The sequence below is a fragment of the Curtobacterium caseinilyticum genome, assembly GCF_030363035.1.
In the GTDB taxonomy this organism is placed as follows: Bacteria; Actinomycetota; Actinomycetes; order Actinomycetales; family Microbacteriaceae; genus Curtobacterium; species Curtobacterium caseinilyticum.
Genome location: NZ_JAUCMN010000007.1, coordinates 172,896 through 199,486 on the forward strand (window position 1 = coordinate 172,896; position 26,591 = coordinate 199,486).

Genomic DNA, 26,591 nt, shown 5'->3' on the forward strand with positions numbered 1-26,591 from the left:
CCGACGACCGCCGCACGACCGACCGCCGCACGACCGGACGCCCAGCGCCCGGACCCCGGCGCGACCAGACGACAGGAGCGACCATGACCATCGCCATCACCGGGGCCACCGGCAACATCGGCGGTGCCGTCGCCCGCGCGCTCGCCGCGTCGGGCACGCCCTTCCGCATGCTCGTCCGTGACGCGAGCCGCGCGCCGGAGCTGCCGGGCGCTGAGGTCGCGGTCGCGTCCTTCGCCGACGCCGACGCGAGCCGCGCGGCACTCGAGGGCGTGGACACGCTGCTCATGGTCTCCGGTTCCGAGGCGCAGGACCGGCTCGACCAGCACCGGACCTTCGTGGACGCCGCTGCGGAGGCGGGCGTCGGGCACGTCGTCTACACGTCCTTCGCGGGTGCCGCTCCGGACGCGACCTTCACCCTGGGGCGCGACCACTGGGCGACCGAGCGGGCGATCGAGGCGACGTCGATGGCGCACACGTTCCTCCGCGACTCGTTCTACCTCGACTTCGTCGAGGACCTGGTCGGCGAGGACGGGGTGATCCGCGGGCCGGCCGCCGACGGAGCGATGGCCGCCGTCGCACGGGCCGACGTGGCCCGGGTCGCGACCGAGGTGCTGCTGCACCCGTCGGAGCACCGTGACCGGACGTACGACCTGACCGGGCCGGAGGCGATCACCCTCGCGCAGGCCGCTGCCATCGTGTCCGAAGTGCGCGGTCGGACGGTCACCTACCACCCGGAGACGGTGGAGGAGGCCTACGCCTCACGGGCGCGCTGGAACCCCGAACCGTGGCAGGCCGATGCCTGGGTGAGCACCTACACGGCCATCGCCGAGGGCGCGCTGGCGCACGTGTCCACGGACGTCGAGCGGGTCACCGGACGTCGTCCGCTCTCGCTGCGCGAGGTGCTGCAGGCGGGTTGACCCGCCGCGAGAACGTCCGTTCTCCCCAAGTTGTGGGGCTCGTGGGCGGTGGTGACGCGGTGGTCCACTTGCGGAGTGTCCGGCGTTCGTGCCGGAACCGCCGGACCCCCGTCGGCCCGGCGGTCGACGTGTCTGGCTGCGTTCGGGTCGTGGCCAGGCACAGCGCTCCTGACGGCGGCCCGCGCCAGTCCGCACTGCGAACGAACCTGTGAGGCGGAGCGTCCGGGCCTCGTAGTGTCGGCTCCGCTACTCCGCGGGACCCTGACCGCGGGAGCCCGGATCCCTGTTCCCGGGCTGGTCTCGTCTGCAACCCAGCGTCGCACCCGACGGCGCCGTAGCGCGGGGGTGCCCGCCTCGGACCCGAACCACGACGGGCGCTCCCGCAACCCTCCACCGCCGGGCTCGACGAGTCCGCGTCCGCCTCGGCCGGGAGGCACGGCCCCCGGCCGCCGCACCGGTCGCGGCGTGCACGTGGTCCGTCCCACCCGTGGTTCGGCGGGCGCGTCAGTGGTTCGGCGGGCGCGTCAGGTGACGCGTCGCGCGTCCGGCGTCGCGTCGCGCCGCGTCACGCCGCGGATGCGTCAGGCGACGCGTCGCGCCGCGATGGTCCCGGCGACGCCGAGGGTCAGCACCGCGACGAGCACGACGAGCAGCGGTGCCGTCCAGTCGCCGGTCGCTCCGTGCAACGACCCGGCGACGAGCGGCCCGGCCGAGCCGATCAGGTACCCGCCGCCCTGCACGAACGCCGACATCCGCCTGGCGTCGTCGTCACTCGTCACGATCCGGACGATCACGATGAAGATGACCGTGATGCCGCCGCCCTGCGCCGCCCCGCCGAGGATCGACCAGAGCAACCAGAGCTGCGGTGCGAACAGCAGCCCGAGCGGCATCGCGAGCCAGAGGACGGCCACGAGCGCGATGATCCCGCGCGGCCGGAACCGGGTGGCGAGCACCGGGACCCCGAGCGCGCCGACGACCGCCATGATCTGGAACACGGACGAGCTCGCCCCGGAGGACTCCGCCGAGAACCCGATCTCGTCGTGCAGCAGCGTCGGGATCCACGCCGTGAGCGCGTAGTACGAGAACGCCTGGCCGCCGAACGCCAGCGTCAGTCCCCAGGTGATGAGCCGCCGGGCCGGGCGGACCGGCTCCGTGACCGCGTCGGAACGGGAGCCGGACGGCACCGTGCGGATCGATCCGGTCTCGGTGAGCAGCTCGACCGGGCCGGTCGCGACCACGGGTTCGACCCGGGCCGGCCGGAGCCACGCGGCCCGCGCACCGACGGCGTACGTCCACGCCAGGCCGGCCACGACCGCGAAGAGCGCCCACACCGCGATCGCGACGGGCCAGCCCCAGGCCGTGGCGATCGGCGCCGTGCCGAGCGAGGTGATCATCGACCCGACGTTGAGCGCCGACGTGTACACGCCCGTGACGATGCCGACGCGCTCGGGCGAGGTGTCCCGCCGGATCACGACCGGCACGACGACGTTGCCGATCGTGATGCCGATGCCGATCACCGCCGTGCCGACCAGCAGCGCCGCCGACGAGGGCAGGGACCGCACGACCGTGCCCGCGAGCACGATGACCAGCGAGAGCGACACCGCCCGCTCCGGGTCGGCCTTCGCGATGACCCAGCTGGCGAACGGCGTCGCGAGCGAGAAGCACAGCACCGGGATCGTCGTGAGGAGTCCGGCGATCGTCGCGGTCAGGCCGAGGTCCGCCCGGATCTCGCCGATCACGGGAGCCGGGGCGACGATCGGCCCGCGGAAGTTCAGGGCGATGAGGACGATCGCGGCCGGCAGCAGCCAGGCGGCCCCGCGGAGTCCGCGACGAACCGCGGTGCCGTCCGTCACGAGGCCGGCAGCAGGATCGGCAGCAGGTCGAGCGGGGTCGCCGCCTGCGCGACGGTGCCCTCGGCCTCGGACGGGGCGCCGTACCCCCACTCGGCGAAGACGACCGGGACGCCGTGCACGCGGGCGCCCTCGACGTCGTGCAGCCGGTCGCCGACGAGCACCGGTCGGCTGACGTCGTGCCCGGCGGCACCGAGGCGACGCAGGGCCTCGGCGACGACGTCGGCCTTGGCGCTCCGGACCTCGTCGTCGCTGGCACCGGTGACGAAGTCGATGTACCCGGTCAGGCCGTAGTGGTCGAGGATGACGGTCGCCGGCGTCTCGGGCTTGCTCGTCGCGGTCGAGATCGGCAGGCCGGCCTCGTGCAGGGTGCGGAGGACGACGTCGACGTCGGGGAACATCGCCGAGTCGAGGGCCCCGTGCGACAGGTAGTGCTCCCGGTAGACGGCGAGCGTGTGCTCCGCCTGCGCGTCGTCCATCCCCATGGCCGTCCGGAAGGTGTCCATGATCGGCGGACCGACGAACGACATCAGCGTCGCGTGGTCGGGCACGGGCACGCCGACCGTGCGGAAGGTGTGCGTCATGCTCTCGAGGATCCCCGGAGCGGAGTCGCTGATGGTCCCGTCGAGGTCGAACAGGATGGCGGTGTACGGGCGGGTCATGTCCTGCCCAGCCTAGTCGCGGCGGTCGACGCGACCAGGGGACGGGCCGCAGGGCGTGTGGCGGAGGTGGGGCGTGCCTCCCGGCCGCGTCTTCCACGGAACCAGGTTCCGGACACAGCACCACGCTCTTCCGCGGTGTGGTGTCCGGAACCTGGTTCCGGGGAGCACACGGAGCGCACCCCGCGGTCGGCGCCGCCTCAGAACAGGCGGGTGTGCCCGCCCTCGATGCCCCGCATCGCGTCGTAGTCGAGCACGAGGACGCGGATGCCGCGGTCCTCGGCGAGGGTGCGGGCCTGCGGTGCCACCGTCTGCGCGGCCAGCACCCCCTGCACCGGACGGAGCAGCGGGTCGCGGTTCATCAGCTCGAGGTAGCGCGTGAGCTGCTCGACGGCGTCGATGTTGGCGTTGCGCTTCATCTCGACCGCGACGCTCGCGCCCGCGTCGTCCCGCGCCAGGATGTCCACCGGGCCGATGGCGGTCATGTACTCGCGACGGACCAGGGTGTGGCCGTCACCGAGGAGCTCGATCTGCTCGGCCAGGAGCTGCTGCAGGTGCGCCTCGACCCCGTCCTTCACCAGGCCCGGGTCGACGCCGAGGTCGTGCGACTCGTCCGCGAGCACCTCGTACAGGCTGACGATGAGCTTGTCCTGCGTCTTCTTCTGCGTGACGGTCCAGACCTGCGTGATGCCGGCGGTCGCCTGCTCCTCGTCGGGCTCGGTCATCTCGATCGAGCACGGCGGGCTCATCCAGTTCAGCGGCTTGTAGCTGCCGCCGTCGGAGTGGACGAGCAGCGAGCCGTCCGCCTTGAGCATGAGCAGGCGGGTCGCGAGCGGCAGGTGGGCCGACAGGCGTCCGGCGTAGTCGACGGAGCAGCGGGCGATGACGAGACGCACCCGGCGATCCTAACGGTCGGTGCGTGCTCCGGCGTCCGCTCGGTCCGTCGGCTCGGCCGTACCGGCCGTTGCGGTCGGTCGGGTCGTCCCGGCCTGGAGGCGCGGGGCACGCCCGTCGTCGGCCGTCCCGTCCGTGCCCTGGTCACCACCGGTGCCGTGGTCGCCACCGGCCCGCTGCTCACGCCGTCGCCGCAGGGTCTCCGCCGCGGCGCCCGTCTCGCGGGCCGCGCCCGACGCCAGGCCGGCGGCGATGATGAACACGAACACCACGAGCAGGGCGCCGAGCAGGCCGATGTGCTCGCCCAGGAACCCGATGAGCGGCGGGCCGGCGAGGAACGCCACGTACCCGATCGTCGCGACGGCGCTGACCTTGAGCGCAGCCGAGCGGGGGTCGTCCGCCGCGGCGGACATCCCCATCGGGAAGCCGAGGCTCGCGCCGAGGCCCCAGAGCACCACGCCGACGATCGCGATCGGGATGACGTCCACGAAGATGAGGAGCCCGAGGCCGACCACGGCGACGGCAGCGCTCACGCGGAGCACCGGCACCCGGCCGAACCGGTCGATGAGCGGGCTGCCGGCGATGCGCCCCGCGGTCATCGCGGCGAGGAACACCGTGAGGACCGCCGAACCGGCCGCGTTGTCGAGCCCGTGACCGTCGATCATCGCCAGGGGCAGCCAGTCGTTGGCGGAGCCCTCGGCCAGGGCCATGCCGAGGACGATGACGCCGATGAGCAGTGTCGACGGCTGCGCCCAGACCTGCCAGCGGGTGAGCTGCACGGGGGTCGGGCTGGTGGCGGTGGACTCGTGCTCCTCGAACCGGTGCTCGTCGCCGAAGCGTGACGCGGCCGCGAGCATGACCAGGCAGACTACCACGCCGAGGACGGCGAAGTGCAGGACCACCGGCACCTCGAGGGCCTCGGTCAGGGCGCCCAGACCGGCACCCGCGAGCGTCCCGACGCTGAAGGCCGCGTGGAAGAGCGGCATGATCGTGCGCCCGCCGGCCTTCTCGGCGGCGGCACCCGAGACGTTCATCGACACGTCGACCAGGCCGTTGCCGAAGCCGAACGCGATGAGCCCGACCCAGATGGCCGCGAAGCCCCAGCCCGCGGTGACGGCGACGCCCGCGAACACCAGACCGACCGCCAGGCAGACCGCAGCGACCTGGACGCCCCGCCGTGCCCCGACCTTCGCGACGATGTGGCCGGCGAACGTCAGGCCACCGATCGAGCCGACGGCCATGCCCAGCACGAGCAGGCCCATCTCGAACGTGCTCGCTCCCAGGGAGTCGCGGACGCTCGGGATCCGGCCGAGCCAGGTGGCGATCGCGAGCCCGGAGAGCGTGAAGGCCACGAAGACCGCGGCGATCCAGACGCGGGTGGTCGGGGCGGTGCGGGCGGACGTCGTCGTCATGCTGGGATCCGGTCTCGTGCTGGTGGCGGCTGCTGCAGTGCGGGTGATGGTGCGTCCCGGGGCTGGTCGAATCGATTCGACCGTTCGGTGTGACTACGCTAACGGGCGATGGACCAACCGGCAACAGGACCCGGCGCTCCCGGCGCGTCCGGGACGGACCGCTCCCGCGACGCCGCCGACGCCCCAGCGCGCCGCGGCCCCCGCCCCACGCTCGCCGCCGTCGCCCGTGCCGCCGGTGTCGCCCCGTCGACCGCGTCCCTCGCGTTCAGCGGCGCCGGCCCGGTCTCCGAGGACGCCAAGGCCCGCGTGCTCGCCGCAGCCGCGGAGCTCGGCTACGGCGGCCCGGACCCTCGCGCCCGTTCGCTGCGCCGGGGTCGGTCCGGGGTCATCGGCGTCGTCATGGACGAACGCCTGAGCGACGCGTTCCGCGACCCCGTGAACGTCCTGACGCTCGACGGCATCGCCGAGGTCGCGGGGGAGGCCGGGGCCTCCCTGCTGCTCGTGCGCAGTCCCCTCGACGACGAGCAGGGCGCCGGACCGATCGTCGACGCGCCGATGGACGCCGTCGTCCTGGTCGGCTGCAACGTCCGGATCGACCCCGCGGTCGCGGTGCTCCGGCGCCGCCAGATCCCTGTCGTCGCGATCGAGGCGGACGACATCGAGGGTGCCGTGCCGATCCACCTGGACAACCGCGATGCCTCGCACCGCGCGGCCGCGTACCTGCGCGACCTCGGGCACCGGGCGGTCACGATCGTGACGCTCCCGCTCGACGCGCACCGCCGGTGCGGGCCGGTCGATGCAGCACGCGAGGCGGCGGGGGTCGCGCACACGACGCTCGAGCGGCTGCGCGGTGTGCGCGAGGTGTACCCGGAGGCATCTGCGGTCGAGGCCGCCGGGAGCTCGGTGGAGGACGGCCGCACCGCCGGTCGCATCCTGTTCGCCGACGGTGCGCCCGTGCCGACGGCGGTGGTGGCGCAGAGCGACCTGCTCGCCGTCGGGGTGATCTCGGCCGCGCTCGACGCCGGACTCCGGGTGCCCGAGGACGTCAGCGTGGTGGGGTTCGACGGGATCACGGTGGACGACAGCCTGCTCCACCGGTCGCCGATCCGGCAGCTCACGACGCTCGAGCAGCCGTTCGAGCAGAAGGGTCGGGCCGCGGCGCGGGCGGCGCTCGCGATGCTCGAGGGCGGGCAGCCGGAGCCGGCCGGCTTCCGGTCGGAGCTGCGGATCGGGGACACGACGGGGCCGGTGCGCGCCCAGGTCTGATGCCGGCTGTGCGAACCCCGATCAGGTCCGATCACGGAAGGTCTTGCGCGTCGAACGCCGCGACGGCTCCTTGCCGAACCGCTCTGCGCACAGCCAGGGGGACAGGCTGGTGCCGGTCTCGTTCCGTTCGGAGACGAGACGAAGCCGGTGCGCCGCGGGATCGACAGCTGATCGACCCGGCGAACCGGCGGCGTACACACCGAGGTCACCGAGAGGCGTCGGTGCCCCTTGCAGCTCGCGCAGTAGCCCCACACCGCATGGTCACGAACCACGTCACTGCTCCCACGTACGGGACGACGAGGATGAACACGGCCCATGCGAGCGTGCCCCTGCCTGACAGTGCAGCGTCGCGGAGCACCGAGACGAGCGCGACGAGGGCCAGCACGAGACCGACCACGGCGGCGACCATCGCCACTGCGTCGGTCGGCGTCGGGACGAGCGGGTTCGCGGCGGCTTCTGGCACGAGTCCCGCAGCGAGCCCGATCACTGCCATCCGTTGAACGTCACGGCGCCGTTGCCCCTGGCGCTCAGCCGCTGGATGCTCGAGTAGGTGCTCCAGGCGATCGTCCCCCAGGGAGTCGGAACCCCGCGCTTCACGACGACCTTGCACTTGGAAGTGGCCTGGCCGCCGCTGATGTACCCGCTGTTCTTCGAGGACGACACCTGGGTGAACGGTTGGATGTTCCTCACGACCGTGCACGAGTAGCCGAGCAGCTTCCGCGCGGTGGAGCCGCTGTACTCGTACGTCTCGGACACCTTCGTCTCGGTGAGTCTGATACCAGCGAAAGCGAACCACTGCGTACCCGAAGAAGTGCGCGACGCTGCGCTGATCGTCGCACCCTTCTCGTCCTGCTGTTGTCCAGGTTCGGGGGACCTCGTTCCGCCCCGTTGAAAGCCGCGGTCCTGGCCGGCGGTCATCGAGGTGTTCGCGCGCGCTGCCATGTCGACGGCGACCCGTTCGGCCATCTCCGGATCGAGGAAGTAGGACGCGAGCTCGTGGCGCTGCCCGGCATCGAGGGCGTCGAAGGCAGCGAGGTCGGCCGATGAGCCCGATCGCTCGAGATCTCCGCGGAGAACTGACAGGACTGATGTCTCCTGCGGCGTGCTGATCGCCGTCGCAGCGGACGCAGCACTCGCAGGCACCGCGCACGTCGCGGCGAGGGTCACCGTGGTGACTGCGGTGCACACGGTCGTGAACCGTCTGCGAGCGTTGTGGTTCTTGAACAAGGAGTTCCTCTCCTGGCCGCGCAATCGGCCGTCTCAGCGGCGTTGCCACCGTTGGTTCAGCCAACCACAAGATGTGAGAAACGCATGTTGAGACATATCAGTGGATCGTCGACGAGGGTGACGAGCATCTTCTCCCTGGCCTGGGCGGTCGCTCGGCTGCCGGTACTCCTCAGCGGACCGGGGCCGCGCTGATCCTCTGGCCAGCACCGGGCTGCCGATTGCGGCTCGTCGCGCCAGTGACGGGTGGGCCTGAGCCGGTCCGACGCAAGATGTCTTGTCATGGAAGGCCCTCTTCACAACGGGTCATCGTGCGGTGCGGTCGGACCGACTGGGCGGTCAGCGGTCCGCTGATCTGGCGTGGCGAGCGCGGTCGATCCGATGCAGCAGGAACGGGAGAACGACGGCACCCGCCAGCACGACCGAGAACACCACGACGACTGCCCGGCTCTCGTGCCCGGCGGCGTAGTTGCGCCAGGGGACGCCCGCCAGGACCTGCACGACCGGCCCGGACACGGCGAGTGAGCCGCCGGGGACCAGGACCAGCAACCACGTCCGCGAAGTCCAGGGCGCACTCCGGTACCGGCACACGATCGCCGCCGTCGTGGCTGCGATCGCCACAGCGGCCCACAGCCAGGAGTCTCCGGTCATCCGCCACCCGTCGTGCCGCCACCAAGCCCGCACCAGTGATGTCGTCTGCTCCCAGGTGCCGGATCGCCGGGACACCACCGGCAGGGGCCACCCGATGACGGCGAGGGTGCCGGTCACTGCAGCGACGACGCCCAGCACCCAGGCCGAGGGCCGACGGGCGTCCACCGGTTCGACGTCGTACGACTCGATGCTCACCCGCGCCGCCGCAGCCCCAGCACCACCACCGCCACGAGGTTCACCGCACTCCCCACCAGGAACCCCGTCGTCCCGCCCGCGACCCCCGCCACCGGCCCGAGCGCCGCCATCAGCACCACCCCGACGACGAAGCCCGCGACCGACGCCAGCGCCACCTGCCGTGACCGCCCCGACGCCAGCAGGAGCGCCGCGGGCACGAGCCCGACGGTGAACACCCACACGCCGACCATCAGGTACCGCAGGTCCGCCACGGCGGCAGCGCCCTCGGCCGGGTAGACGAGCGGCAGGAACCACCCCGCGAGCCAGGCGACGAGCCCGAACACCACCGCGGTCCCCGCTGCGAACCCCACGACGAGCAGCAGTGCGCCGCGCGACCGCAGCGACCCGCCGTCAGTGCGGTGCGCGAACGCCGGCACGAGCACCTGCCCGAGCGCCTGCCCGACCATCGATGCCGGTGTCGCGAGCGTGAAGGCCGCTGCGTACACGCCGGCGTCGAGCGCCGACGCACTGACCTGCGCCGAGATCATCGTCAGCTGCAGCAACCCGTTCGAGGTCACGACCGCCAGCACGTTCCACGCTGCGAAGGCGAGCAGTCCGGCGGTGGGCTCGGCGGGTGCTGCCGCGTCCGCGGTCAGGTTCCCCCGCGGCCAGCACGCGATCGCGAACACGGTGTACCCGATCGCCAGGGGCAGCAGGACGAGGGGCTCGAGCCGGGCGACGCACGCCGCAACGAGCAGCCCGAGGGCGAGCAGGCTCGTCACGGTGTCCCAGAGTGCGACCCGGGGTGCCCGGTCGTACCCGAGCTGGGCGCCGCGGGCGTAGCAGTAGAGCCCGTAGCCGACGACGACCCCGACCCCGCCGACGACCATCCCAGGGCTCGCACCCCAGGCGACCGCGACCGGGACGGTCACGCCGGCGAGCACGACGCTGGACACCGCCATCGTCGCCCCGAGCAGCCGGTTCACGGCGGCGTCGGACCGCCGTCCGCGCATCGCGATCGCCAGCACGCGCGACGCGGTGTTGCCCGCGGCGTTCGGCCAGAGCAGCGCGGTGAACACCGAGAGCGACAGCAGCGCGGTGGTCTGCCCGAGGGTCTCGGTGCCGAACACCCGTCCGACGACGACGGTGACGAGCAGCTTCGCGAGCCCCTGCACCCCGATGCCGACGGTGGCGAGCAGCGCGGACGACGCCACGCCCCGACCGGTGCTCATCGGGCCAGAGCCTGGTCGACCCAGCCCGGCCGGTGCGCGCGCACGCCGAGCGTCACCGCACGGACGCCGATGTAGCCGAGCGCGAAGGCCGCCCAGAGCCCGGCGAGCGTCCCGCCGACCCACCAGAGCAGCGGCAGGTACACGACGAGGTTCACCACACCCGCCAGCGCCAGGTAGCGCGCGTCGCCCGCGCCGATGAGCACGCCGTCGAGCACGAAGACGTACCCGGCGACGGGCATCCCGACCGCGATGAGCACGAGCACGTCCGGCAGTGCCGAGCGCACGGCCGCCGAGTCGGAGAACACCGGCCCGAGCAGCCCGCTCAGCGCGAGCCCGAGCACGACGACCCCGAGCACGACCCCGCCGACGACGCCGAGCAGGACGAGCCGTCGCGTGACCAGACGGACCCGTGCGGGGTCCCGCGCGCCGAGCCCGTGCCCGACGAGCGCCTGTCCGGCGATCGCCAGGGCGTCGAGCGCGAAGGCGAGCGTCGAGAAGACGGTGAGCCCGACCTGCGTCGTCGCCAGCCCGGTGGTGCCGAGGCCGGTCGCGGTGGCCACGGTCGCGAGCATCGCGACCCGCAGCGAGGCGGTCCGCAGGAAGAGCCAGGCACCCGATCGCAGTGCCCGCACCACACCGGACGTGCCCGGCCGCAACGGGGCACCGACCCGCCGCGCGGCCCGCACCGCGATCACGACGTACACGGCGGCCATCGCCCACTGCACGACGACCGTGCCGGCGGCGGACCCCTCGACGCCCCAGCCGAGGCCGTAGATGAGCGCGGCGTTGAGCACCCCGTTCGCCACGAAGCCGACGGTCGCGACGACGAGCGGCGTCCGCGTGTCCTGCAGCCCGCGCAGGAGTCCGGTCGAAGCCGTCACCACGAGGATCCCGGGCAGTCCGATCAGGGACACGGTCAGGTACGCGGTGGCGGCGTCCGCGACGTCCGGGGCGGCACCGAACAGGTCGACCAGCGGCCCGGCGAGCGGCCACCCGACGAGTGCCAGCACGACACCGAGTCCGAGCGCCAGCCACATCCCGTCGATGCCCGCGTGCACGGCCCCGCGGCGGTCCCCGCCGCCGAGGGCGCGCGCCACCGCCGGGGTGGTCGAGTACGCCAGGAACACGAGCAGGCCCGTCACGGTCTGCAGCACGACGCTCGCCAGCCCCACCGCCGCCAGGGCGGTCGCGCCGAGGTGCCCGACGAGCGCGGTGTCGGTGAGCAGGAACAACGGCTCGACGACCAGCGCCCCGAGCGCCGGGAGCGCGAGCCGGACGATGTCCCGGTCGACGGACCGTCGCTCGGTCGCGGCGGCGGGGGGCATCGGTCGGGGCACCGCACCATCCTGCCGGGGATGGGCCGCGGGCGTGGACCTGCTCCGCTGATGTCATGTCGCTCCTCCGGTGCACCGGTGGAGCAGGAGACGTCGGGTCGAGCGCGCCCACCCGACAGTTCCTGCTCCACGGAGCGGCCAGCGGGACCGGCCGACGGACGGGAGGCCCGTGGCGGCGTCGCCACGGGCCTCCCGTCCGTCAGGTGGTGCGTCCCGGGCCGCGTGTGGCTCGGCTCGGTCCGTGCCTGGTTCCGCCCGGGCCGCGTGTGGCTCGGCTCGGTCCGTGCCTGGTTCCGCCCGGGCCGCGTGTGGCTCGGCTCGGTCCGTGGCTGGTCCCGCCCGGTCCGCGTGTGGCTCCGCTCAGTCCGTCCGGGGCTCCGCCGGGACCGCACCGGTCGCTGCGCGCGCCGCGTCCGACGCCGGCGGCGTCGCCGGGTCGGTACCGCGGGCCCGGCCGACCAGGTCCATCAGGTGGTAGACGACGATCGCGGCGATCGTCCCGACGATGATGCCGCCGAACGTCGCGCCGCCGAACGAGAACGTGAAGTCGGCGATGCCCATGATGAGCGCGATGCCGGCGGTGAGCTGGTTCTTCGGCTTGGCGAAGTCGACGCGGTTCTCGACCCAGATGCGGATGCCGATCACGCCGATCAGCCCGTACAGCGCGGTGGTGGCGCCGCCGAGCACGCCCGCCGGCACCGACGAGATGACCATGCCGACCTTGGGTGACAGACCGAGCAGGACCGCGACGATCGCGGCGACCCAGTACGCGGCCGTCGAGAACACCCGGGTGGCGGCCATCACGCCGATGTTCTCGCCGTAGGTGGTGGTGGCGGAACCGCCGCCGACGCCCGCGAGCACGGTCGAGACGCCGTCGGCGAAGAGTGCCCGTCCGGTCAGCGGGGTGAGATCACGACCGGTCAGCTGCCCGACGCCCTTGACGTGTCCGACGTTCTCGGCGACCAGGGCGAGCACCACCGGCACGAAGCCGAGGTAGATCGCGAGCTGGCCCGGGTCGAACGCGGGGGCGGTGAACGTCGGCAGGCCGATCCACGGGGCCGCGCCGACCGCCGACAGGTCCACCTGACCGGAGAGCAGTGCGGCGACGTAGCCGACCACGACACCGATCACGATGGACAAGCGACCGAGCAGCCCCTTGAACAGGACCGTGACCAGGATGATCGCCGCCAGGGTGACCAGCGCGACGACGGGAGCCTTGGTGAAGTTGTCGCGCGCGGCCGGTGCGAGGTTGAAGCCGATCAGGGCGACGATGGCGCCCGAGACCACCGGGGGCATCAGGCGGTCGATCCAGCCGGCGCCGGCGAGGTGGACGATCGCGCCGACGACCGCCAGCAGCACGCCCACCACGATGATCCCGGACAGCGCCAGCGGGATGCCGCCGATCTTCGTCGCTGCACCGATCGGGGCGAGGAAGGCGAACGACGAGCCGAGGTAGCTCGGCAGCCGGTTGCCGGTGATCAGCAGGAAGAGGATCGTCCCGATGCCGCTGAAGAGCAGGGTCGTCGAGGGTGGGAAGCCCGTGATGAGCGGGACGAGGAAGGTGGCGCCGAACATCGCCACGACGTGCTGGACGCCGAGCCCGATGGTGCGGCCCCAGGAGAGGCGCTCGTCCGGCGCCACGATGGTCGAGGAGGAGACGGTCGCGCCGTCACCGTGCAGCTTCCAGCCGAGTCCCATGGCAGCACCGTAGCGGCTGCGGGGCTGCTGGTGCGGGCACTCCGGTCCCGCTGTGGCTAGCGCTCTGCGACGTCCGGGCCCTGGGAACGCTCCCGACGCTGCACGACGAGCGTGCCGATGCCCTGCACCACGAAGTACACGGCAGACGCGGCGATCACGACCGCCACGGCGACCGAGACGACGGACGGTCCACGTGCGACGAGCTGCACGACCGCGAGCACGAGGAAGATGCCGCCCATCACGATGACGACGACGGGGTTCTGGGCGACGAAGAAGCGCCGCCCGCCGTTCGCGTCGGCGATCGCCTGGGAGCGGGCCCGCGCCACCGCGTCGGGGGATCGGCCTGCACGTCGATCCGCGGCTCGGCGTCGTGCGCGCACGGCGAACCAGACGACGGCACCGATCACGGCAGCCGCAGCGTACGCGAGCGAGGTCGGGGCCTGCAGCAACCCCGACACGAACAGCACCGCGACGCCCGTGACGATGCCGGCGACCGCCGCGGTCGTCCAGGTGTCCGTGCGGCCGTCGACCCCGGTGACGTAGCCCGGGCGCTTCGCGTACGGGTCGTGCGGCTGGTGCTGGTCGTCGTGCGACGGTGCATCCGGTCCTGGTCGGGTTCCCACTCGGCAGAACGTACGCCGACCCTGGGCGTCCCTACCTGATGAGGTTCGGCGCGAAGCGGCACCAGTAGTCGGTGATCGGGCCGTCGGACTCGCGGATCCCGACGCCGAAGGACTCACCGTCGACCACCCAGGATCCGAGGACCGGGTGGTTGTGCCCGTTCGACCCGGGGAAGTCCGGCAGCTCGTGGTACTGCTGCCAGACACGTTCGCCGGCCGTCCCGGCGCGACGGTACTCGGAACCGTTGGACGTCACCGACCCGTCCGCACGGTGCACGGCGATGCCGTCGCCCTCGCGCCCGAACACCGGCTTCACGACGAAGTCCGTCATGCCGTCGGGCCCGTCGGCGTACGAGGGCAGCAGGTTCTCGTGACCGGGGAACAGTCGCCAGAGGGCCACGAGCAGGAGCTTGTTCGACAGGAACATCTTCCAGGCCGGCTCGTACCAGCGTCCGAGGCGGCCGCGGTCGCTGACGAGGAACGCCCCGAACTCCTGGTCACCCGCGGCCCGGTCGTCGCCGGAGACCAGGTCCTCCCAGGGGTAGAGCTTGAACAGGTTCCGGATGACGGGCCACTGCGTCCCCGGCTCGTCACCGGGCAGGGTGAACACGCTGCGCGCCGAGCCCGACGGCTCCTCGTTGCCGACGAACTGCCGTGCGACGGCGTGCCAGCCGATGTCCTTCATCTCGATGCCGGTGTGCTCCCAGCCGGCCTCGCCAGCGAGGTCGCGCATGTAGGCCACGGTGTCCCAGTCCTCCCCGGCGGTGTCGAGGTCCGAGTGTGCGACGAACAGTCGACCGCCGTCCTCGGAGCGCAGCGACTCGTGCAGGAGGGTGCGCCAGCGGGCGACCAGTGCCTCGTGGATGCCGTTCCACTGGTCGGTCTCGGCGGGCAGTTCGCCGGACTCGACGCGCTCGCGCATCCAGTGCCACTGCGTCACCGATGCCTCGATCAGCCCGGTCGGGGTGTCGCCGTTGTACTCCAGGAGCTTCGCGGGCGAGCCGTCCCCGGCGTACGCCAGGTCGAAGCGGGCGTAGACGTCGGGTTCGGCCTGCTCGAGGGACCACGCGGCGAGTTCGAAGCCGTCGCGGGTGAGGCCGAGGGTGCCGAGCTCGCCCGACGCCATGTAGCGCGCGGCTTCGAGGCACATGCGGTGCAGCTCCTCGGTCTGCTGCTCGAGCGCCTCGACCTCGGGGAGCGTGAAGACGTAGGCGGCACCCTCGTTCCAGTACTCGACCGCCGTGCCGTCCTCGCGCACCGAGTGCGAGTAGACGAGCCCGGTCTGCTGGATCTTCCGTCGCCAGTCGGGGCGCGGCGCGAACTCCACGCGCTCCATCAGCCGCCGAACCCGCCGTGCTCGCCGGAACCGCCGAAGCCGCCCTTCGACACCGAGCTGCCCCTCGACGAGATGCCGGACTCCGCGGTCTTCCCGGACGGGAGCGCGGTCGTGCCGCCCGATGTCCGCTCGCCGACCGCGGGGACCCTGGTGCTGCGGCTGCTGCTCACCGGCAGGTAGTACCACCCGGCGTGCCCGCCGTGGTTGTTGCAGTCGTCGTCCGGCAGGCGCTTCTGCGTCGCGTTGTCGCGGCAGATCTTCGCGTAGTCGGCGTCGACCCCCGACCCCTCACCACACCCGGTCAGTGACGCGGCCAGGGCGGCGACCACCCCGATCGAGACAACACGCGACGCGCGACGACGAACACTCACGACCACGACACTAGCGACGCACGTCCCGCTCGGGCTCGGGGGTCCCGGCGACGTCCGGATCGCTCCGGGGAACGAGCGTCCGGCCGGTGAAGAAGGCCGGTGACCGGAAGCGCTGGGCGACCATCAGGACGACGCCCACGGCGATGGAGCCGACACCGACGACGGCCACCGCACCGATGCCGAACACCGTGACGTTCCTGCCGTCCGCGTCCTGGAGCCAGTCGGGGCGCGCGAACTGCGCAAGACCGTGGACGAACGCCAGGGTCAGCGCCGTCCCGCCCAGGAACGGGACGATGCCCCGCACGACGAGGTGGCGCGCGCTGTCGAGCAGGGTGCGGCGGAAGACCCAGACGCACGCGAACCCGGTGAGCGCGTAGGTGAAGGCGATCATCAGCCCGACGGACTCGATGAGCGCGGAGAGCAGGTCGGCGGACAGCACGGTGAGCAGCACGTAGCACCCGGCCGAGGCGAGTCCCATCGCCCACGTCGACCAGGTCGGGGTGCGGTGGCGCTCGTGCACGCGGGCGAAACGCGACGGCAGTGCGCCCTGGGCAGCCATCGCGAGCGCGGTCCGGGCGGTCGGCATGATCGTCGTCTGGGTCGACGCCGCCGCGGACGTGAGGATGGCGAACGCGAGCAGGGCGGTGGCCGCGTGTCCGAGGGCCGACGACCCGAACAGCACCGGCGCGATCGCGGCGAAGACGTCCTCGGCGTTCGCCGGTGCGCCGAGGCCGGTGCCGTCGACTCCCACACCGGCGAAGGCGATCGTCGCGGTCGCCACGAGGACGTAGATGCCGAGCAGGAGGACGGTGCTGACGACGGCTGCCCGACCCGGTGTCCTGGTCGGGTCCCTCGTCTCCTCGTTGAGCGAGACCGCCGTGTCCCACCCCCAGTAGATGAAGATCGCCGTCAGCATCGCGGGGGCGACGACGGACCCGAGGTCGAGGCCGCTCGGCCAGAACCAGGCGAGCGTCGGGGTGATGGAGGCCGCGGTGCCGGTGCCGCCGGCGACCCGGACCGCGGCGACGCCGGCGAACACGACGAGTGCCAGCACCTCGATGCTGAGGAGCACGACCTGCAGGCGCGTGGACACCTCGACGCCGAGGTGGCAGACGACGGTCATCACCGCGATCCACGCGACCCCGGCCACCGTGGACCAGAGCCGGTCGTGGCCGAGCGCGGCGACGGTGGCGTCGTCCGCGAGCGCGCCCACGAAGGTGAACCCGTACGACCCGGCGACCTGGGCGAGGTTCGCCATCACGATCACGTCCGCGGCGATGATCCCCCACCCGCCGAGCCACCCGGGGACGGGCCCGAACGCGCGGGTCACCCAGGTGAACGTCGTGCCGCAGTCCGGGTCGACGCGGTTGAGCTCCCGGTAGGCCACCGCGATCATCCAGACGGGGACGAACGCGAGCAGCAGGATGCTCGGCGCCTTGACGCCGGCGAGCAGGACACCGCCGCTGGCCACGACGAGGCCGAGGCTGGCCGCGAGGCTGTACGCCGGAGCGGTCGACGACAGGCCGACGACGATGCTCCCGAGCAGGCCGATCGAGCCCGGCTGCAGGCCCTTCGGCGTGGTCCGAGCGATCCCGGTGCGGTCGGTCATGCCTGCACTCAACACGATCCCACGCCACGGTTCGTCGCGATCAGCACGAGGACACGCCGGCGGCGACTCCGGCTCCGGTATACGGTGTGTGACGTACCAGTCAGGAGTCACCATGCCTCGTTCTGTCCCTCCCCGTCGTCCGCATCCCGTCCGAGGTGCCGTGCTCGCCGCGACGGTGGTCGCCGCCGCCCTCGCACCCGTCGCCGCCGGTCCCGCAGCCCTCGCCAAGGAGCACCCGGGAGCGACGGCGTCCGATCCCCGGTCCGACTTCACGGCCGGCGTCCGTTCGATCGACCACGGTCGCGGCATCGTCACCCTGGTCGGGACGGGGCCGGTCGGCGGGAGCGTGGGCATCACCGCCGACGGCGTCGAGCCGGTCTGGACCGAGGCCGGCTCGGACGGGTCGTGGACGGCCGAGGTCCGGCTCGGGCCCGGGCCGCACGTCCTGCACGTCCGGTCCCAGGTGACCGGTCGGACGATCGACGTGGCCGTCGAACTGCGCATCCTGCTGCCGCCCGAGATGATCGCGACCGTGGACGGGATCGCGAGGACCATCGCGCTCGAGGGGTCGGGGCACCCCGGAGCGCACCTGGTGGTCCGTGAGGCCGACGCGGTCCTCGACGAGGTCGACGTCGCCGCGGACGGCACCTGGTCGACGACGCTCCGAGGGCTGTCCTTCGGTGACCACCACGTCGAGGTCTGGCAGTACTTCGACGGTACGCACAACGGCGGCGTGGACGACGTCTACCGGGTCTCCGGCGCCGCGGCCGTGACCACGGCGACGGCATCGCGCGAGACCGACCGGACGACCCTGGCAGGCCGGGCACCTGCGGGGACCACGCTGCGGTTCGCCGACCCGGACGGGCCGATCACCGACGACTCGGGTGCCCCGGTCGAGGTCCCGGTCGGCGACGACACGACCTGGCAGGTGACGATCCCGATCCCCGACGACGTGCGCTTCCAGGTGGTCGACGTCACCACCTTCGACGGCGGGCGGCCGGTCGGGACGGCCGAGGCTCGGGTGACGATCCCGATCGCGCTGGCCGGCACGGCCGAGGAGCTCCCCGACGGGTCGGTGCGACTGGCGGGCACGGGCGAGGTCGGCGGCATCGTCTCGCTCGAGGACGCCGAGGGCACTCCGGTGACCGATGCCGAGGGGCACCAGGTGCAGACGCAGATCGGGCGCACCTGGGAGCTGGTGCTGCCGCGGAACGTGCTGCCCGACGACGTCGTCGTGGCGCGGCAGCGGGTCGGCGGTGTCGAGCAGGGTGCGCTGCGCCTCGTGCTCCCGCGCAGGCCCGGTGTCCCGGGCCCCGGCGGCGGGCACGGCGGCAGCGGTGGGAGCGGGGGCGCGCTCGTCGAGCCGGGCGGCCGAGCCCCGGAGCCGGGCCGGACCGCCGCGAGTCGCATCCGCCACGGCGATGTCGCGGGGCAGCCGGACACGACCCGGTTGGCGTACACCGGCGCGGACGTGCTGGCGCCCACGGTCGTCGCCTCGGCACTGCTGGCGGCGGGCGGCGGTGGCCTCGTCGCGGCCCGGTTGCTGCGCGGCCGTCGCTCCCGTCGTGGCTGACTCCGTTCCGATCCGGAGCCGGTGGCTATCGTGGAGCGCATGACCGACGTCGCACGCACCTCAGGGATCCACACCGACGAGCTCGACCCGGACGTCCGCCCGCAGGACGACCTCTACCGGCACGTGAACGGGACGTGGATCGCGCAGACGCCGATCCCCGACGACAAGGCCCGCTACGGGTCGTTCACGGTGCTCGCCGAGGACGCCGAGGTCGCCGTCCGCGCGATCGTCGAGCGCTCGCAGCAGGCCGCGCCGGGCACCGAGGAGCGGAAGGTCGGCGACCTCTACACGTCCTTCACCGACGAGCGCCACCTCGAGGAGCTCGGCACCGGGCCGATCGACCCGCTGCTCGGCGAGGTCGACGCGGTCGAGACCGTCGACGACGTCATCGCGATGGTCGGACGCTTCGAGCGCCTGGGCCTGCCCGGCTTCATCCAGCTCTTCGTCGACAACGACCCGGGCGACCCGGAGTCGTACGTCGTGTTCCTCGAGCAGTCCGGCCTCGGGCTGCCCGACGAGTCGTACTACCGCGAGGAGCGCTTCGCCGACATCCGCGCGAAGTACCGCGAGTTCGTCGCGTCGATGTTCCCGCTCGCGGGCTTCGCCGACGCCGGGCAGAGCACCGAGGCCGTCATCGCGCTGGAGACGGCGCTCGCCGCCGTGCACTGGGACAACGTCACGACCCGTGACAGCCAGAAGACCTACAACAAGATGTCGTGGGACGAGGTCGCGGCCCTGGCGAACGGCGCGGACCTGCACCTGTGGTGGCAGGTGATCGGTGCTCCAGCCGGCGCCTTCGACACCGTGGTGGTCCGCGAACCGTCGTTCGTCACCGGCCTGGCGGACCTGCTCCGCTCGCAGCCGCTCGACGCGTGGAAGGACTGGCTGCGCTGGCAGGTCATCCGCGGATCGGCGGCGTACCTGACGAGCGCCATGTCGGCGACGAACTTCTCGTTCTACGGCACCGCGCTGACCGGCGCACCGAAGCAGCGCGAGCGCTGGAAGCGCGGTGTCTCGCTGGTCGAGGGCGCGATGGGCGAGGCCGTCGGCCGCATCTACGTCCAGGAGCACTTCGACGAGACGTCCAAGGCCGAGATGGACGACCTGGTCGCCAACCTGGTCGAGGCCTACCGGCAGAGCATCACCGCGCTCGACTGGATGACCGACGAGACCCGCGCCCGTGCCCTCGACAAGCTCGACAAGTTCACGCCGAAGATCGGCTACCCGGTGAAGTGGCGTGACTACTCCGCGCTGCCGATCACCCCGGACGACCTGGTGGGCAACGTCCGCGCCGTCGCGAGCTTCCAGGTCGACCGTGAGCTCGGCAAGATCGGGAAGCCGATCGACCGCGACGAGTGGTTCATGACGCCGCAGACGATCAACGCGTACTACAACCCGGGCTTCAACGAGATCGTGTTCCCCGCGGCCATCCTGCAGTTCCCGTTCTTCGACGCGCAGCGCGACGCTGCCGCGAACTACGGCGCGATCGGTGCCGTCATCGGGCACGAGATCGGCCACGGCTTCGACGACCAGGGTTCGCAGTACGACGGTGACGGCCGCCTCGACAACTGGTGGACCGAGGCCGACCGCACGGCGTTCGAGGAGCGGACGAAGGCCCTCATCGCGCAGTACGACGCCCTCGTGCCGACCGAGGTGCCGGACGGGCACGTCAACGGCGCCCTGACGATCGGCGAGAACATCGGCGACCTCGGCGGCCTGTCGATCGCGTGGAAGGCCTACCTGCTGTCCCTCGACGGCCAGGAGCCGCCCGTGATCGACGGCATGACGGGCGCCGAGCGGTTCTTCCTCAGCTGGGCGCAGGCCTGGCGGATGGCGATCCGGCCGGAGGAGGCGGCGCGCCTGCTGAGCATCGACCCGCACTCGCCGAACGAGTTCCGCTGCAACCAGATCGTGCGCAACATCGACGTCTACTACGACACCTTCGGCGTCACCGAGTCGGACGCGATGTACCTCGACCCGGCCGAGCGCGTCGCGATCTGGTGATGACCGAGCCGGACGCGGCTCCGTCGTCCGAGCCGGGTGCCTCCGGACCGGGCGCGCAGTCGAGTGCCGACGGTGCCGCTCGCCGTCCCCGCCGTCGACAGCACGTCGGCGGCGCGGACGGCGTCCGCGTGCGCGGACGGCACCGCGGCGGCGCTGACGACCGGTTCACCGCGACCGTCGACGCCCTCGGATCGCTCGCCCGCGAGGGCGCGGGGGTCAGCGCGTCGGTGATCGACACGTCGACCGGCAAGGCCCTGCTCGCGGTCGACGACACCCTCGTGCAGCCCGTCGCGAGCCTCGGGCGGATCCTGCTGCTCATCGAGGTCGCGGCGCGGCTCGAGGACGGTCGCCTGCACGGGGACCGACTCCAGCGCATGGCACGGGACACCGCGACGGGCGCCGGGCTCTGGCAGTTCCTGCAGGAGCCGACGATGCAGGTGCCGGACCTCGCCACCCTCGTCGGGGCGACGGCGGACGCCTGGGCGACGAACGCCCTGCTCTCGACGGTCGGCATCGACGCGGTCCGGCAACGGGCAGAGGCGCTCGGCATCGACCGGACGGCGCTCATCGACCGGGTCCGAGACCGCCGTGGACCCGACGACGCCCCGGATGCGTCGGTCGCACCGGCGGGCGAGCTCGCGTGGCTGCTGCGCGGCCTGGCGCTCGGCGAGGTCGTGGACGAGGCCGTGTCGAACCGGGTGCTCGGGTGGCTGTCCCTCGCGAGCGACACGACCCTCGTGGCGGGGTCCTTCGGCCTCGACCCGTTGGCCCACCGGGCTCTCGACCACGGGCTGCAGGCGGTCGTGGTGACCGGGTCGTCGACGGGCGTCCGGGCCGAGGCGGGGATCCTCCGCGGGCCGGGCTCGTCGGTGAGCTACGCGGTGACGGTGACCTTCGACGACGCCACCCTGCAGCGTCGGCTCGCGGTGGTCGAGGCGATGCGGACGATGGGCACCGAGGTGCTCGAGGCCGTGCACGCCCCCGCGCACCGCTGACCGGACCCACGGTCCGACCGACGCCCCACGGCGTGTCTCGGCCGGCGTCCAGCCGTCACGGGCACACTCACGGCACAGCCAGGCACACGAGCGACGGAGGTCGGAACATGGCAGGCAAGCACGAGCAGGCACGCGGCGACGAGGGCCGGGCGGACGGCGTCGAGCCCGAGGCCGGGGCCTTCACCGACAGCGAGATCCCGGGCGACCGGCACGTCGGGTCCCACGAGCCCGCGGGGGAGTTCGTCTCCAGCGACATCCCCGGCGAGACGCGACCGGACGACGCTCCGGCAGCCGACACGGGCGAGTACGTCGAGTCGGACATCCCCGGCGAGGCCGAGCCCGCCCAGGACGGCGAGACCGGCCACTACGTCGACAAGGACGAGTGAGCGGGGCCGGGTGAGCCCCTCAGGGGCTGACCGGATCCTCAGTCGACGAGGCCGGCGTCGACCAGCCGGCGGAGCGTCTCGACGCCCGCCGGCGGACACCGGTCGGCGTCCGCGGAGGTGACCCACTCGACCTCGTCGACCTCTGCCGAGGCGACGGGCGTGGCGGAGTCGGCGGTGCCTCCCGGCCGCACGACGAAGAGCGCCATCGCGACCATGGTGCCCTCGCCCTGGCCGTGCGCCGCCTCGAGCACGGTGCCGAAGGGCTCGACGTCCGCCTCGGTGAGGCGCAGCCCGGTCTCCTCGCGCGCCTCGCGCAGGGCCGCCTGCACGTCGGTCTCGTGCGGCTCGGCCTTGCCGCCGGGCAGGTAGAGCACGTCGCGTCCACGGGCGCGCACCATCAGGACGCTGCGGTCACGCACCAGCAGGAGCGCACTGACGCGCAGGGTGCGAGGGGCGGCCGGGAGGCTCAGCTCGCGTCCGCCTCGCCGGTGCGGTCCGTCGACACGGGGCACTCGGGCGCGGTGCGCTCCGCGAGCGGCACGACGGGCGAGGGCAGCTCCGCCTCGGGCTCCGGACGCACCCCGAACAGGGCGTCGAGCGCCCCGACGAACTCCTCGCCGCGACCGGCGCGACCGAGCTCGCGGGCGCGCACCGACGGACGGTGCAGCAGGACCCCGACCAGGTGGCGGAGCGCCCGCTCGGTCTGCTCGACGGACTCCGGGTCGGTGTCGCGTCGCTTCGCGCGGTCGATCTCGTCGTCGAGGATGTCGAAGACGTGCTTGCGGAACGCCACGAGCGCCGGGGTCGTGGACTGCTCGAGCGCCTGCGCGCGGAAGCGGGACACGGCGTCGTCGACCATCTGGCGCGCCTCGGACTCGGCGTTCAGCTCGGCGATCGGGGCGTGGATGCTGATCGTCTCGAGGTCGAGCAGCTCGACGCCGTCGACGTCGGCAGCGTCCGGGTCGACGTTGCGGGGCAGGCCGAGGTCGATGACGATGCGGCGACGGCCGTCGTCGAGGTCGGCGGGTTCGACGACCGGGACCTCGCTCGACGTGCACGTGATGACGACGTCGCTCGATCCGATCGCCGTGCGGAGGTCGCTCGCGGCGACGAGGTCGTGCTTCGCGGCGAACCAGGGCGCGCGGCCGGAGGGCGAGAAGACCTGGATGTTCGCGGCACCGCGGTCGCGCAGGGCGGCGATGGTCGTGGCGGCGTAGCTGCCGGTGCCGACGAGCAGCACGCGGGTCCGGGCCCAGTCGGTGATGCGGGAGGACGCGAGTTCGAGGCCGAGGCGGACGAGGGACCGACCGGCGGCGCCGATGCGCGTGCGGGTCTTGACACCGCGGGAGGTGTGCGCCGCTTCCTGGAACAGGCGCTCGAGGTCGGAGGTGGTGGTGCCGTTCGCGCGGGCGTCCTCGAGCGCGCGACGGACCTGGCCGGAGATCTCGGTCTCGCCGACGACGACGGACTCGAGCCCGCTCGACACGGCGAACAGGTGCTGCACGACGTCCCCGCCGCCGAGCACGCTGACGGAGTCGAGGACCTCGGCGGGGACCAGGTCACTGGCGGTGGCGACGGCGTCGACGGTGGCCGACACGGCGGAGTCGCGGTCGTCGCCCGCGATGTCGAGGTAGGCCTCGAAGCGGTTGCAGGTGGCGAGGACGACGGCTCCGTCGAGCACGTCGGAGTCCGTCACCAGACGGCTCGCGGCGGTCGGTGCGCCGATGCTCAGTCGCTCCAGGAGGTCGAAGCTGGCGTTGCGGTGCGACGCCGTGAGACAGATGAGCACGTGTTCCATGGTAACTCGCCATCGGTTCACCGACTGTTCGCCCTCCGCGTGCACAGCAGACTGGGGGCTGTCCACCGCGCAGGGCGGCGGTCGAGGTCGTGGATGGGACAATCGGGGGGTGACCACCGCCGCACCCGCCGCCCTGCCCGACAGCCACCCGCTCGTGACCGGCAGGACCTCGGGCTCGCCGCTCGTCCGGGCGCTCCGCGGGGACCGGCCGGAGACCCTGCCGGTGTGGTTCATGCGGCAGGCCGGGCGGTCGCTGCCGGAGTACCGCGAGCTGCGGGTCGGCACCGCGATGCTCGACGCGTGCCTCGACCCGGCGATGGCGTCCGAGATCACCCTGCAGCCGGTCCGTCGGCACGGGGTCGACGCGGGCATCTTCTTCAGCGACATCGTCGTGCCGATCAAGCTCGCGGGCGTCGACGTCGAGATCGTGCCCGGACGCGGTCCGGTGCTCGGTTCCCCGATCCGCACGGCCGCCGACGTCGACGCCCTCGCACCGCTCGACCCGGCCGCGCTCGCCCCGATCACCGAGGCCGTGCAGCGCACCGTGGCCGAGCTCGGCGACACCCCGCTCATCGGGTTCGCCGGCGCACCCTTCACCCTCGCCGCCTACCTGGTCGAGGGCGGTCCCTCGAAGGACCACATCCGCGCCCGCACGCTGATGCACAGTGATCCCGAGACCTGGTCGCGGCTGCTCGACTGGGCCGCCGGCGTCTCGGGGGCGTTCCTGCGGGCCCAGGTGCTCGCCGGCGCCTCGGCCGCCCAGCTCTTCGACTCGTGGGTCGGCTCGCTCTCCCGCGCGGACTACGTCGCATCGGTCGCGCCGCACTCGGCGACGGCCCTCGGGCACGTCGCCGAGCTCGGCGTGCCCCGCATCCACTTCGGCGTCGGCAGCGGCGAGGTCCTGCGCGAGATGACCACGCTGGGCTCGACGACACCGGGCGACCCGGCCGACGCCGTCGCCGTGGACGCGGTCGGCGTCGACTGGCGGCTCCCGCTCGACGAGGCCGTCCGCCGTGTCGGGTCGGGGGTCACCGTGCAGGGGAACATCGACCCCGCGATGCTCGCAGCGCCCTGGCCGGTGCTCGAGGCCCACGTGCGCGACGTCGTCCGTCGTGGCGGCGCGGCCCGGGCACACGTCGTCAACCTCGGCCACGGCGTCCCGCCGGAGACCGACCCGACCGTGCTCACCCGCGTCGTCGAGCTGATCCACTCGCTCGGCGACGGGACGGGCGTGGGCGAGGAGTCCGTCGCGTGACCGACGTCGTCGTCGTCGGTGGCGGGGTCGCCGGTCTGGTCGCGGCGCGCGACCTGGCGAAGGGGGGCGCGCACGTCGTGCTCGTCGAGGCGGGCGACCGACTCGGCGGGATGCTCCGCCGGCACACCGTCGCCGGGCTCGACCTCGACATGGGCGCGGAGTCGTTCGCGACCCGCACCGACGCCGTCGAGCGGCTCGCGACCGAGCTCGGACTCGGGAACGACATCGTGTCGCCGGACCCTCGGGGCGCGTGGTTGATGACCCGCGACGGACGGACCGCCCCGATCCCGCAGACCGGGTTCCTCGGCATCCCCGGCAGCCCGATGGCCGCGGACGTCCTCGCGGTGATCGGACAGGGCGCCGCCTTCCGCGCCCAGATGGACTCGCTGCTGCCCTCGCCCGTCGGTGCCCGCGCGGAGTCGCTCGGCGCGCTCGTCCGGAAGCGGATGGGGGAGCGCGTGCTCGACGACCTGGTCGTGCCGGTCGCGGGCGGCGTGTACTCGACGCACCCCGACCAGCTCGACCCCGACCGGGTGGCTCCCGGCCTCCGCGCGGCACTGCAGCGCGAGGGCTCCCTCGCCCGGGCCGTGCTCGCGCTGCGCTCCCGTTCGGCAGCGGGCTCAGCGGTGCAGGGCCTCCGCGGCGGCATCGTCCGCCTGGTCGACGAACTCGTGGCCGACATGACGACGTACGGCGTGGACGTGCGGCTCGGCACCCGCGCCACGGCGGTCGAGCGGTTCGCCGTCGACACCCTGGCGGCCGACGGCACCCGGGAGCGGCTACCAGCACAGCACGTGCTCGCGTCGACCGCCGACCCCGCACGGACCACACTCCCGGACCGCACCGGGATCGAACTCGTCACGCTCGTCGTCGACCAGCCCGCCCTCGACGACGCGCCACGCGGCACCGGCATGCTCGTGCACCCGGACGCCGACGGCGTCGCTGCGAAGGCGCTCACCCACGCCACGGCGAAGTGGCCCTGGCTCGCGGAGGCCGCCGGCGGCCGGCACGTCCTCCGGCTCAGCTACGCGACCCGGCCCCACGACGAGGCGACCGACCCTGCCGGGGTCGCCACGAGCCTCCCGGTCGAACCCGACGACGCGATCGGCACCCGTGCCACCCGCGATGCCAGCGCCCTGCTCGGCGTGTCCGTTACGGCGGACCGTGTCGTGGGTGCCGCCCGCGTCCGCTGGTACGGGCCGGACCTGACCGCGGCGGGGCTGGCGGAGGGTGTCGTCGGCATCGGCGAGACCGCGTCCGGCCGCGGGCTGGCGGGCATCGTGGCGGCGGCGCGGGCGTCCGCCGGACGCATCCTGGGATCCTGAGCGGACCG

The 26,591-nt window shown here is 73.0% G+C and carries 24 protein-coding genes; 8 read left to right on the plus strand and 16 right to left on the minus strand.

Features of this window, described 5'->3' with window-relative positions:
* The first annotated feature begins 83 nt into the window (after positions 1–83).
* Positions 84–917, plus strand: a complete 834-nt coding sequence (locus tag QUG93_RS11585) for an SDR family oxidoreductase (protein WP_289474016.1) — start codon at positions 84–86, stop codon at positions 915–917.
* A 581-nt stretch (positions 918–1,498) separates the two neighbouring features.
* Here the strand turns inward: QUG93_RS11585 and QUG93_RS11590 are convergent.
* The 4 genes from QUG93_RS11590 to QUG93_RS11605 form a co-directional block, all read right to left on the minus strand.
* Entirely contained in the window at positions 1,499–2,770 is a 1,272-nt protein-coding gene (locus QUG93_RS11590; protein WP_289474017.1) for an MFS transporter, read from the minus strand.
* The gene (locus QUG93_RS11595; RefSeq protein ID WP_289474018.1) at positions 2,767–3,429 is read right to left on the minus strand and encodes an HAD hydrolase-like protein; all 663 of its coding nucleotides are present in this window, start codon (positions 3,427–3,429) and stop codon (positions 2,767–2,769) included. The genes QUG93_RS11590 and QUG93_RS11595 overlap by 4 nt, the downstream gene beginning before the upstream one ends.
* Before the next feature lie 197 nt (positions 3,430–3,626).
* Positions 3,627–4,322 carry an endonuclease NucS gene (nucS, locus tag QUG93_RS11600; RefSeq protein ID WP_289474019.1) on the minus strand — a complete coding sequence of 232 codons (696 nt, stop codon included), beginning with the start codon at positions 4,320–4,322 and terminating at the stop codon, positions 3,627–3,629.
* A gap of 9 nt (positions 4,323–4,331) precedes the next feature.
* Complete coding sequence (locus QUG93_RS11605; RefSeq protein WP_289474020.1) at positions 4,332–5,732, minus strand: MFS transporter; 1,401 nt, start codon at positions 5,730–5,732, stop codon at positions 4,332–4,334.
* A 108-nt stretch (positions 5,733–5,840) separates the two neighbouring features.
* On the opposite strand from QUG93_RS11605, the gene QUG93_RS11610 reads away from it, so the two are divergent.
* Entirely contained in the window at positions 5,841–6,998 is a 1,158-nt protein-coding gene (locus QUG93_RS11610) for a LacI family DNA-binding transcriptional regulator (RefSeq protein ID WP_289474021.1), read from the plus strand.
* A gap of 205 nt (positions 6,999–7,203) precedes the next feature.
* Here the strand turns inward: QUG93_RS11610 and QUG93_RS11615 are convergent, their stop codons facing one another.
* The 10 genes from QUG93_RS11615 to QUG93_RS11660 all read right to left on the minus strand — a co-directional run bounded on the left by QUG93_RS11615 (position 7,204) and on the right by QUG93_RS11660 (position 17,247).
* Positions 7,204–7,491, minus strand: coding sequence for a PLD nuclease N-terminal domain-containing protein (locus tag QUG93_RS11615; RefSeq protein ID WP_289474022.1), 288 nt, complete (start codon positions 7,489–7,491; stop codon positions 7,204–7,206).
* Complete coding sequence (locus QUG93_RS11620; protein WP_289474023.1) at positions 7,482–8,186, minus strand: hypothetical protein; 705 nt, start codon at positions 8,184–8,186, stop codon at positions 7,482–7,484. The genes QUG93_RS11615 and QUG93_RS11620 overlap by 10 nt, the downstream gene beginning before the upstream one ends.
* 375 nt (positions 8,187–8,561) lie before the next feature.
* Complete coding sequence (locus QUG93_RS11625) at positions 8,562–9,068, minus strand: hypothetical protein (RefSeq protein ID WP_289474024.1); 507 nt, start codon at positions 9,066–9,068, stop codon at positions 8,562–8,564.
* Positions 9,065–10,279 carry a lipopolysaccharide biosynthesis protein gene (locus QUG93_RS11630; RefSeq protein ID WP_289474025.1) on the minus strand — a complete coding sequence of 405 codons (1,215 nt, stop codon included), beginning with the start codon at positions 10,277–10,279 and terminating at the stop codon, positions 9,065–9,067. Before QUG93_RS11630 ends, QUG93_RS11625 begins: the two co-directional genes overlap by 4 nt.
* Positions 10,276–11,604 (minus strand): MATE family efflux transporter, encoded by a 1,329-nt coding sequence (locus QUG93_RS11635; protein ID WP_289474094.1) that lies wholly within the window; start codon positions 11,602–11,604, stop codon positions 10,276–10,278. The genes QUG93_RS11630 and QUG93_RS11635 overlap by 4 nt, the downstream gene beginning before the upstream one ends.
* Positions 11,605–11,973: 369 nt before the next feature.
* On the minus strand, positions 11,974–13,311 hold the full coding sequence (locus QUG93_RS11640) for a uracil-xanthine permease family protein (RefSeq protein WP_289474026.1): 1,338 nt from the start codon (positions 13,309–13,311) through the stop codon (positions 11,974–11,976).
* A gap of 56 nt (positions 13,312–13,367) precedes the next feature.
* Positions 13,368–13,934, minus strand: a complete 567-nt coding sequence (locus QUG93_RS11645) for a hypothetical protein (RefSeq protein ID WP_289474027.1) — start codon at positions 13,932–13,934, stop codon at positions 13,368–13,370.
* Positions 13,935–13,965: 31 nt separating this feature from the next.
* Positions 13,966–15,267: a glutathionylspermidine synthase family protein gene (locus tag QUG93_RS11650; RefSeq protein WP_289474028.1), complete on the minus strand. Its 1,302-nt coding sequence runs from the start codon at positions 15,265–15,267 to the stop codon at positions 13,966–13,968.
* Positions 15,267–15,638 (minus strand): tRNA-dihydrouridine synthase, encoded by a 372-nt coding sequence (locus QUG93_RS11655; protein WP_289474029.1) that lies wholly within the window; start codon positions 15,636–15,638, stop codon positions 15,267–15,269. Before QUG93_RS11655 ends, QUG93_RS11650 begins: the two co-directional genes overlap by 1 nt.
* Positions 15,639–15,648: 10 nt before the next feature.
* Complete coding sequence (locus tag QUG93_RS11660; protein ID WP_289474030.1) at positions 15,649–17,247, minus strand: APC family permease; 1,599 nt, start codon at positions 17,245–17,247, stop codon at positions 15,649–15,651.
* A 160-nt stretch (positions 17,248–17,407) separates the two neighbouring features.
* On the opposite strand from QUG93_RS11660, the gene QUG93_RS11665 reads away from it, so the two are divergent.
* The 4 genes from QUG93_RS11665 (at position 17,408) to QUG93_RS11680 (ending at position 22,205) form a co-directional block, all read left to right on the plus strand.
* Positions 17,408–18,820, plus strand: coding sequence for a hypothetical protein (locus tag QUG93_RS11665; protein WP_289474032.1), 1,413 nt, complete (start codon positions 17,408–17,410; stop codon positions 18,818–18,820).
* A 39-nt stretch (positions 18,821–18,859) separates the two neighbouring features.
* Complete coding sequence (locus tag QUG93_RS11670; protein ID WP_289474034.1) at positions 18,860–20,824, plus strand: M13 family metallopeptidase; 1,965 nt, start codon at positions 18,860–18,862, stop codon at positions 20,822–20,824.
* Positions 20,824–21,819, plus strand: coding sequence for a serine hydrolase (locus tag QUG93_RS11675; protein ID WP_289474036.1), 996 nt, complete (start codon positions 20,824–20,826; stop codon positions 21,817–21,819). Before QUG93_RS11670 ends, QUG93_RS11675 begins: the two co-directional genes overlap by 1 nt.
* 107 nt (positions 21,820–21,926) lie before the next feature.
* On the plus strand, positions 21,927–22,205 hold the full coding sequence (locus tag QUG93_RS11680; RefSeq protein ID WP_289474038.1) for a hypothetical protein: 279 nt from the start codon (positions 21,927–21,929) through the stop codon (positions 22,203–22,205).
* 38 nt (positions 22,206–22,243) lie between these two features.
* On the opposite strand, the gene QUG93_RS11685 is transcribed toward QUG93_RS11680, so the two are convergent.
* Positions 22,244–22,717: an NUDIX hydrolase gene (locus QUG93_RS11685; RefSeq protein ID WP_289474040.1), complete on the minus strand. Its 474-nt coding sequence runs from the start codon at positions 22,715–22,717 to the stop codon at positions 22,244–22,246.
* Positions 22,672–23,994, minus strand: a complete 1,323-nt coding sequence (locus QUG93_RS11690) for a glutamyl-tRNA reductase (RefSeq protein WP_289474042.1) — start codon at positions 23,992–23,994, stop codon at positions 22,672–22,674. The genes QUG93_RS11685 and QUG93_RS11690 overlap by 46 nt, the downstream gene beginning before the upstream one ends.
* Before the next feature lie 232 nt (positions 23,995–24,226).
* Here QUG93_RS11690 and hemE point away from each other — a divergent pair, with 232 nt between their 5' ends.
* Both hemE and QUG93_RS11700 read left to right on the plus strand, forming a co-directional pair.
* On the plus strand, positions 24,227–25,258 hold the full coding sequence (gene hemE / locus QUG93_RS11695; protein ID WP_434533109.1) for a uroporphyrinogen decarboxylase: 1,032 nt from the start codon (positions 24,227–24,229) through the stop codon (positions 25,256–25,258).
* A complete protein-coding gene (locus tag QUG93_RS11700; RefSeq protein WP_289474046.1) occupies positions 25,255–26,583 on the plus strand; it encodes a protoporphyrinogen/coproporphyrinogen oxidase in 1,329 nt (442 codons plus the stop codon). Before hemE ends, QUG93_RS11700 begins: the two co-directional genes overlap by 4 nt.
* The last annotated feature ends 8 nt before the right edge of the window (positions 26,584–26,591 follow it).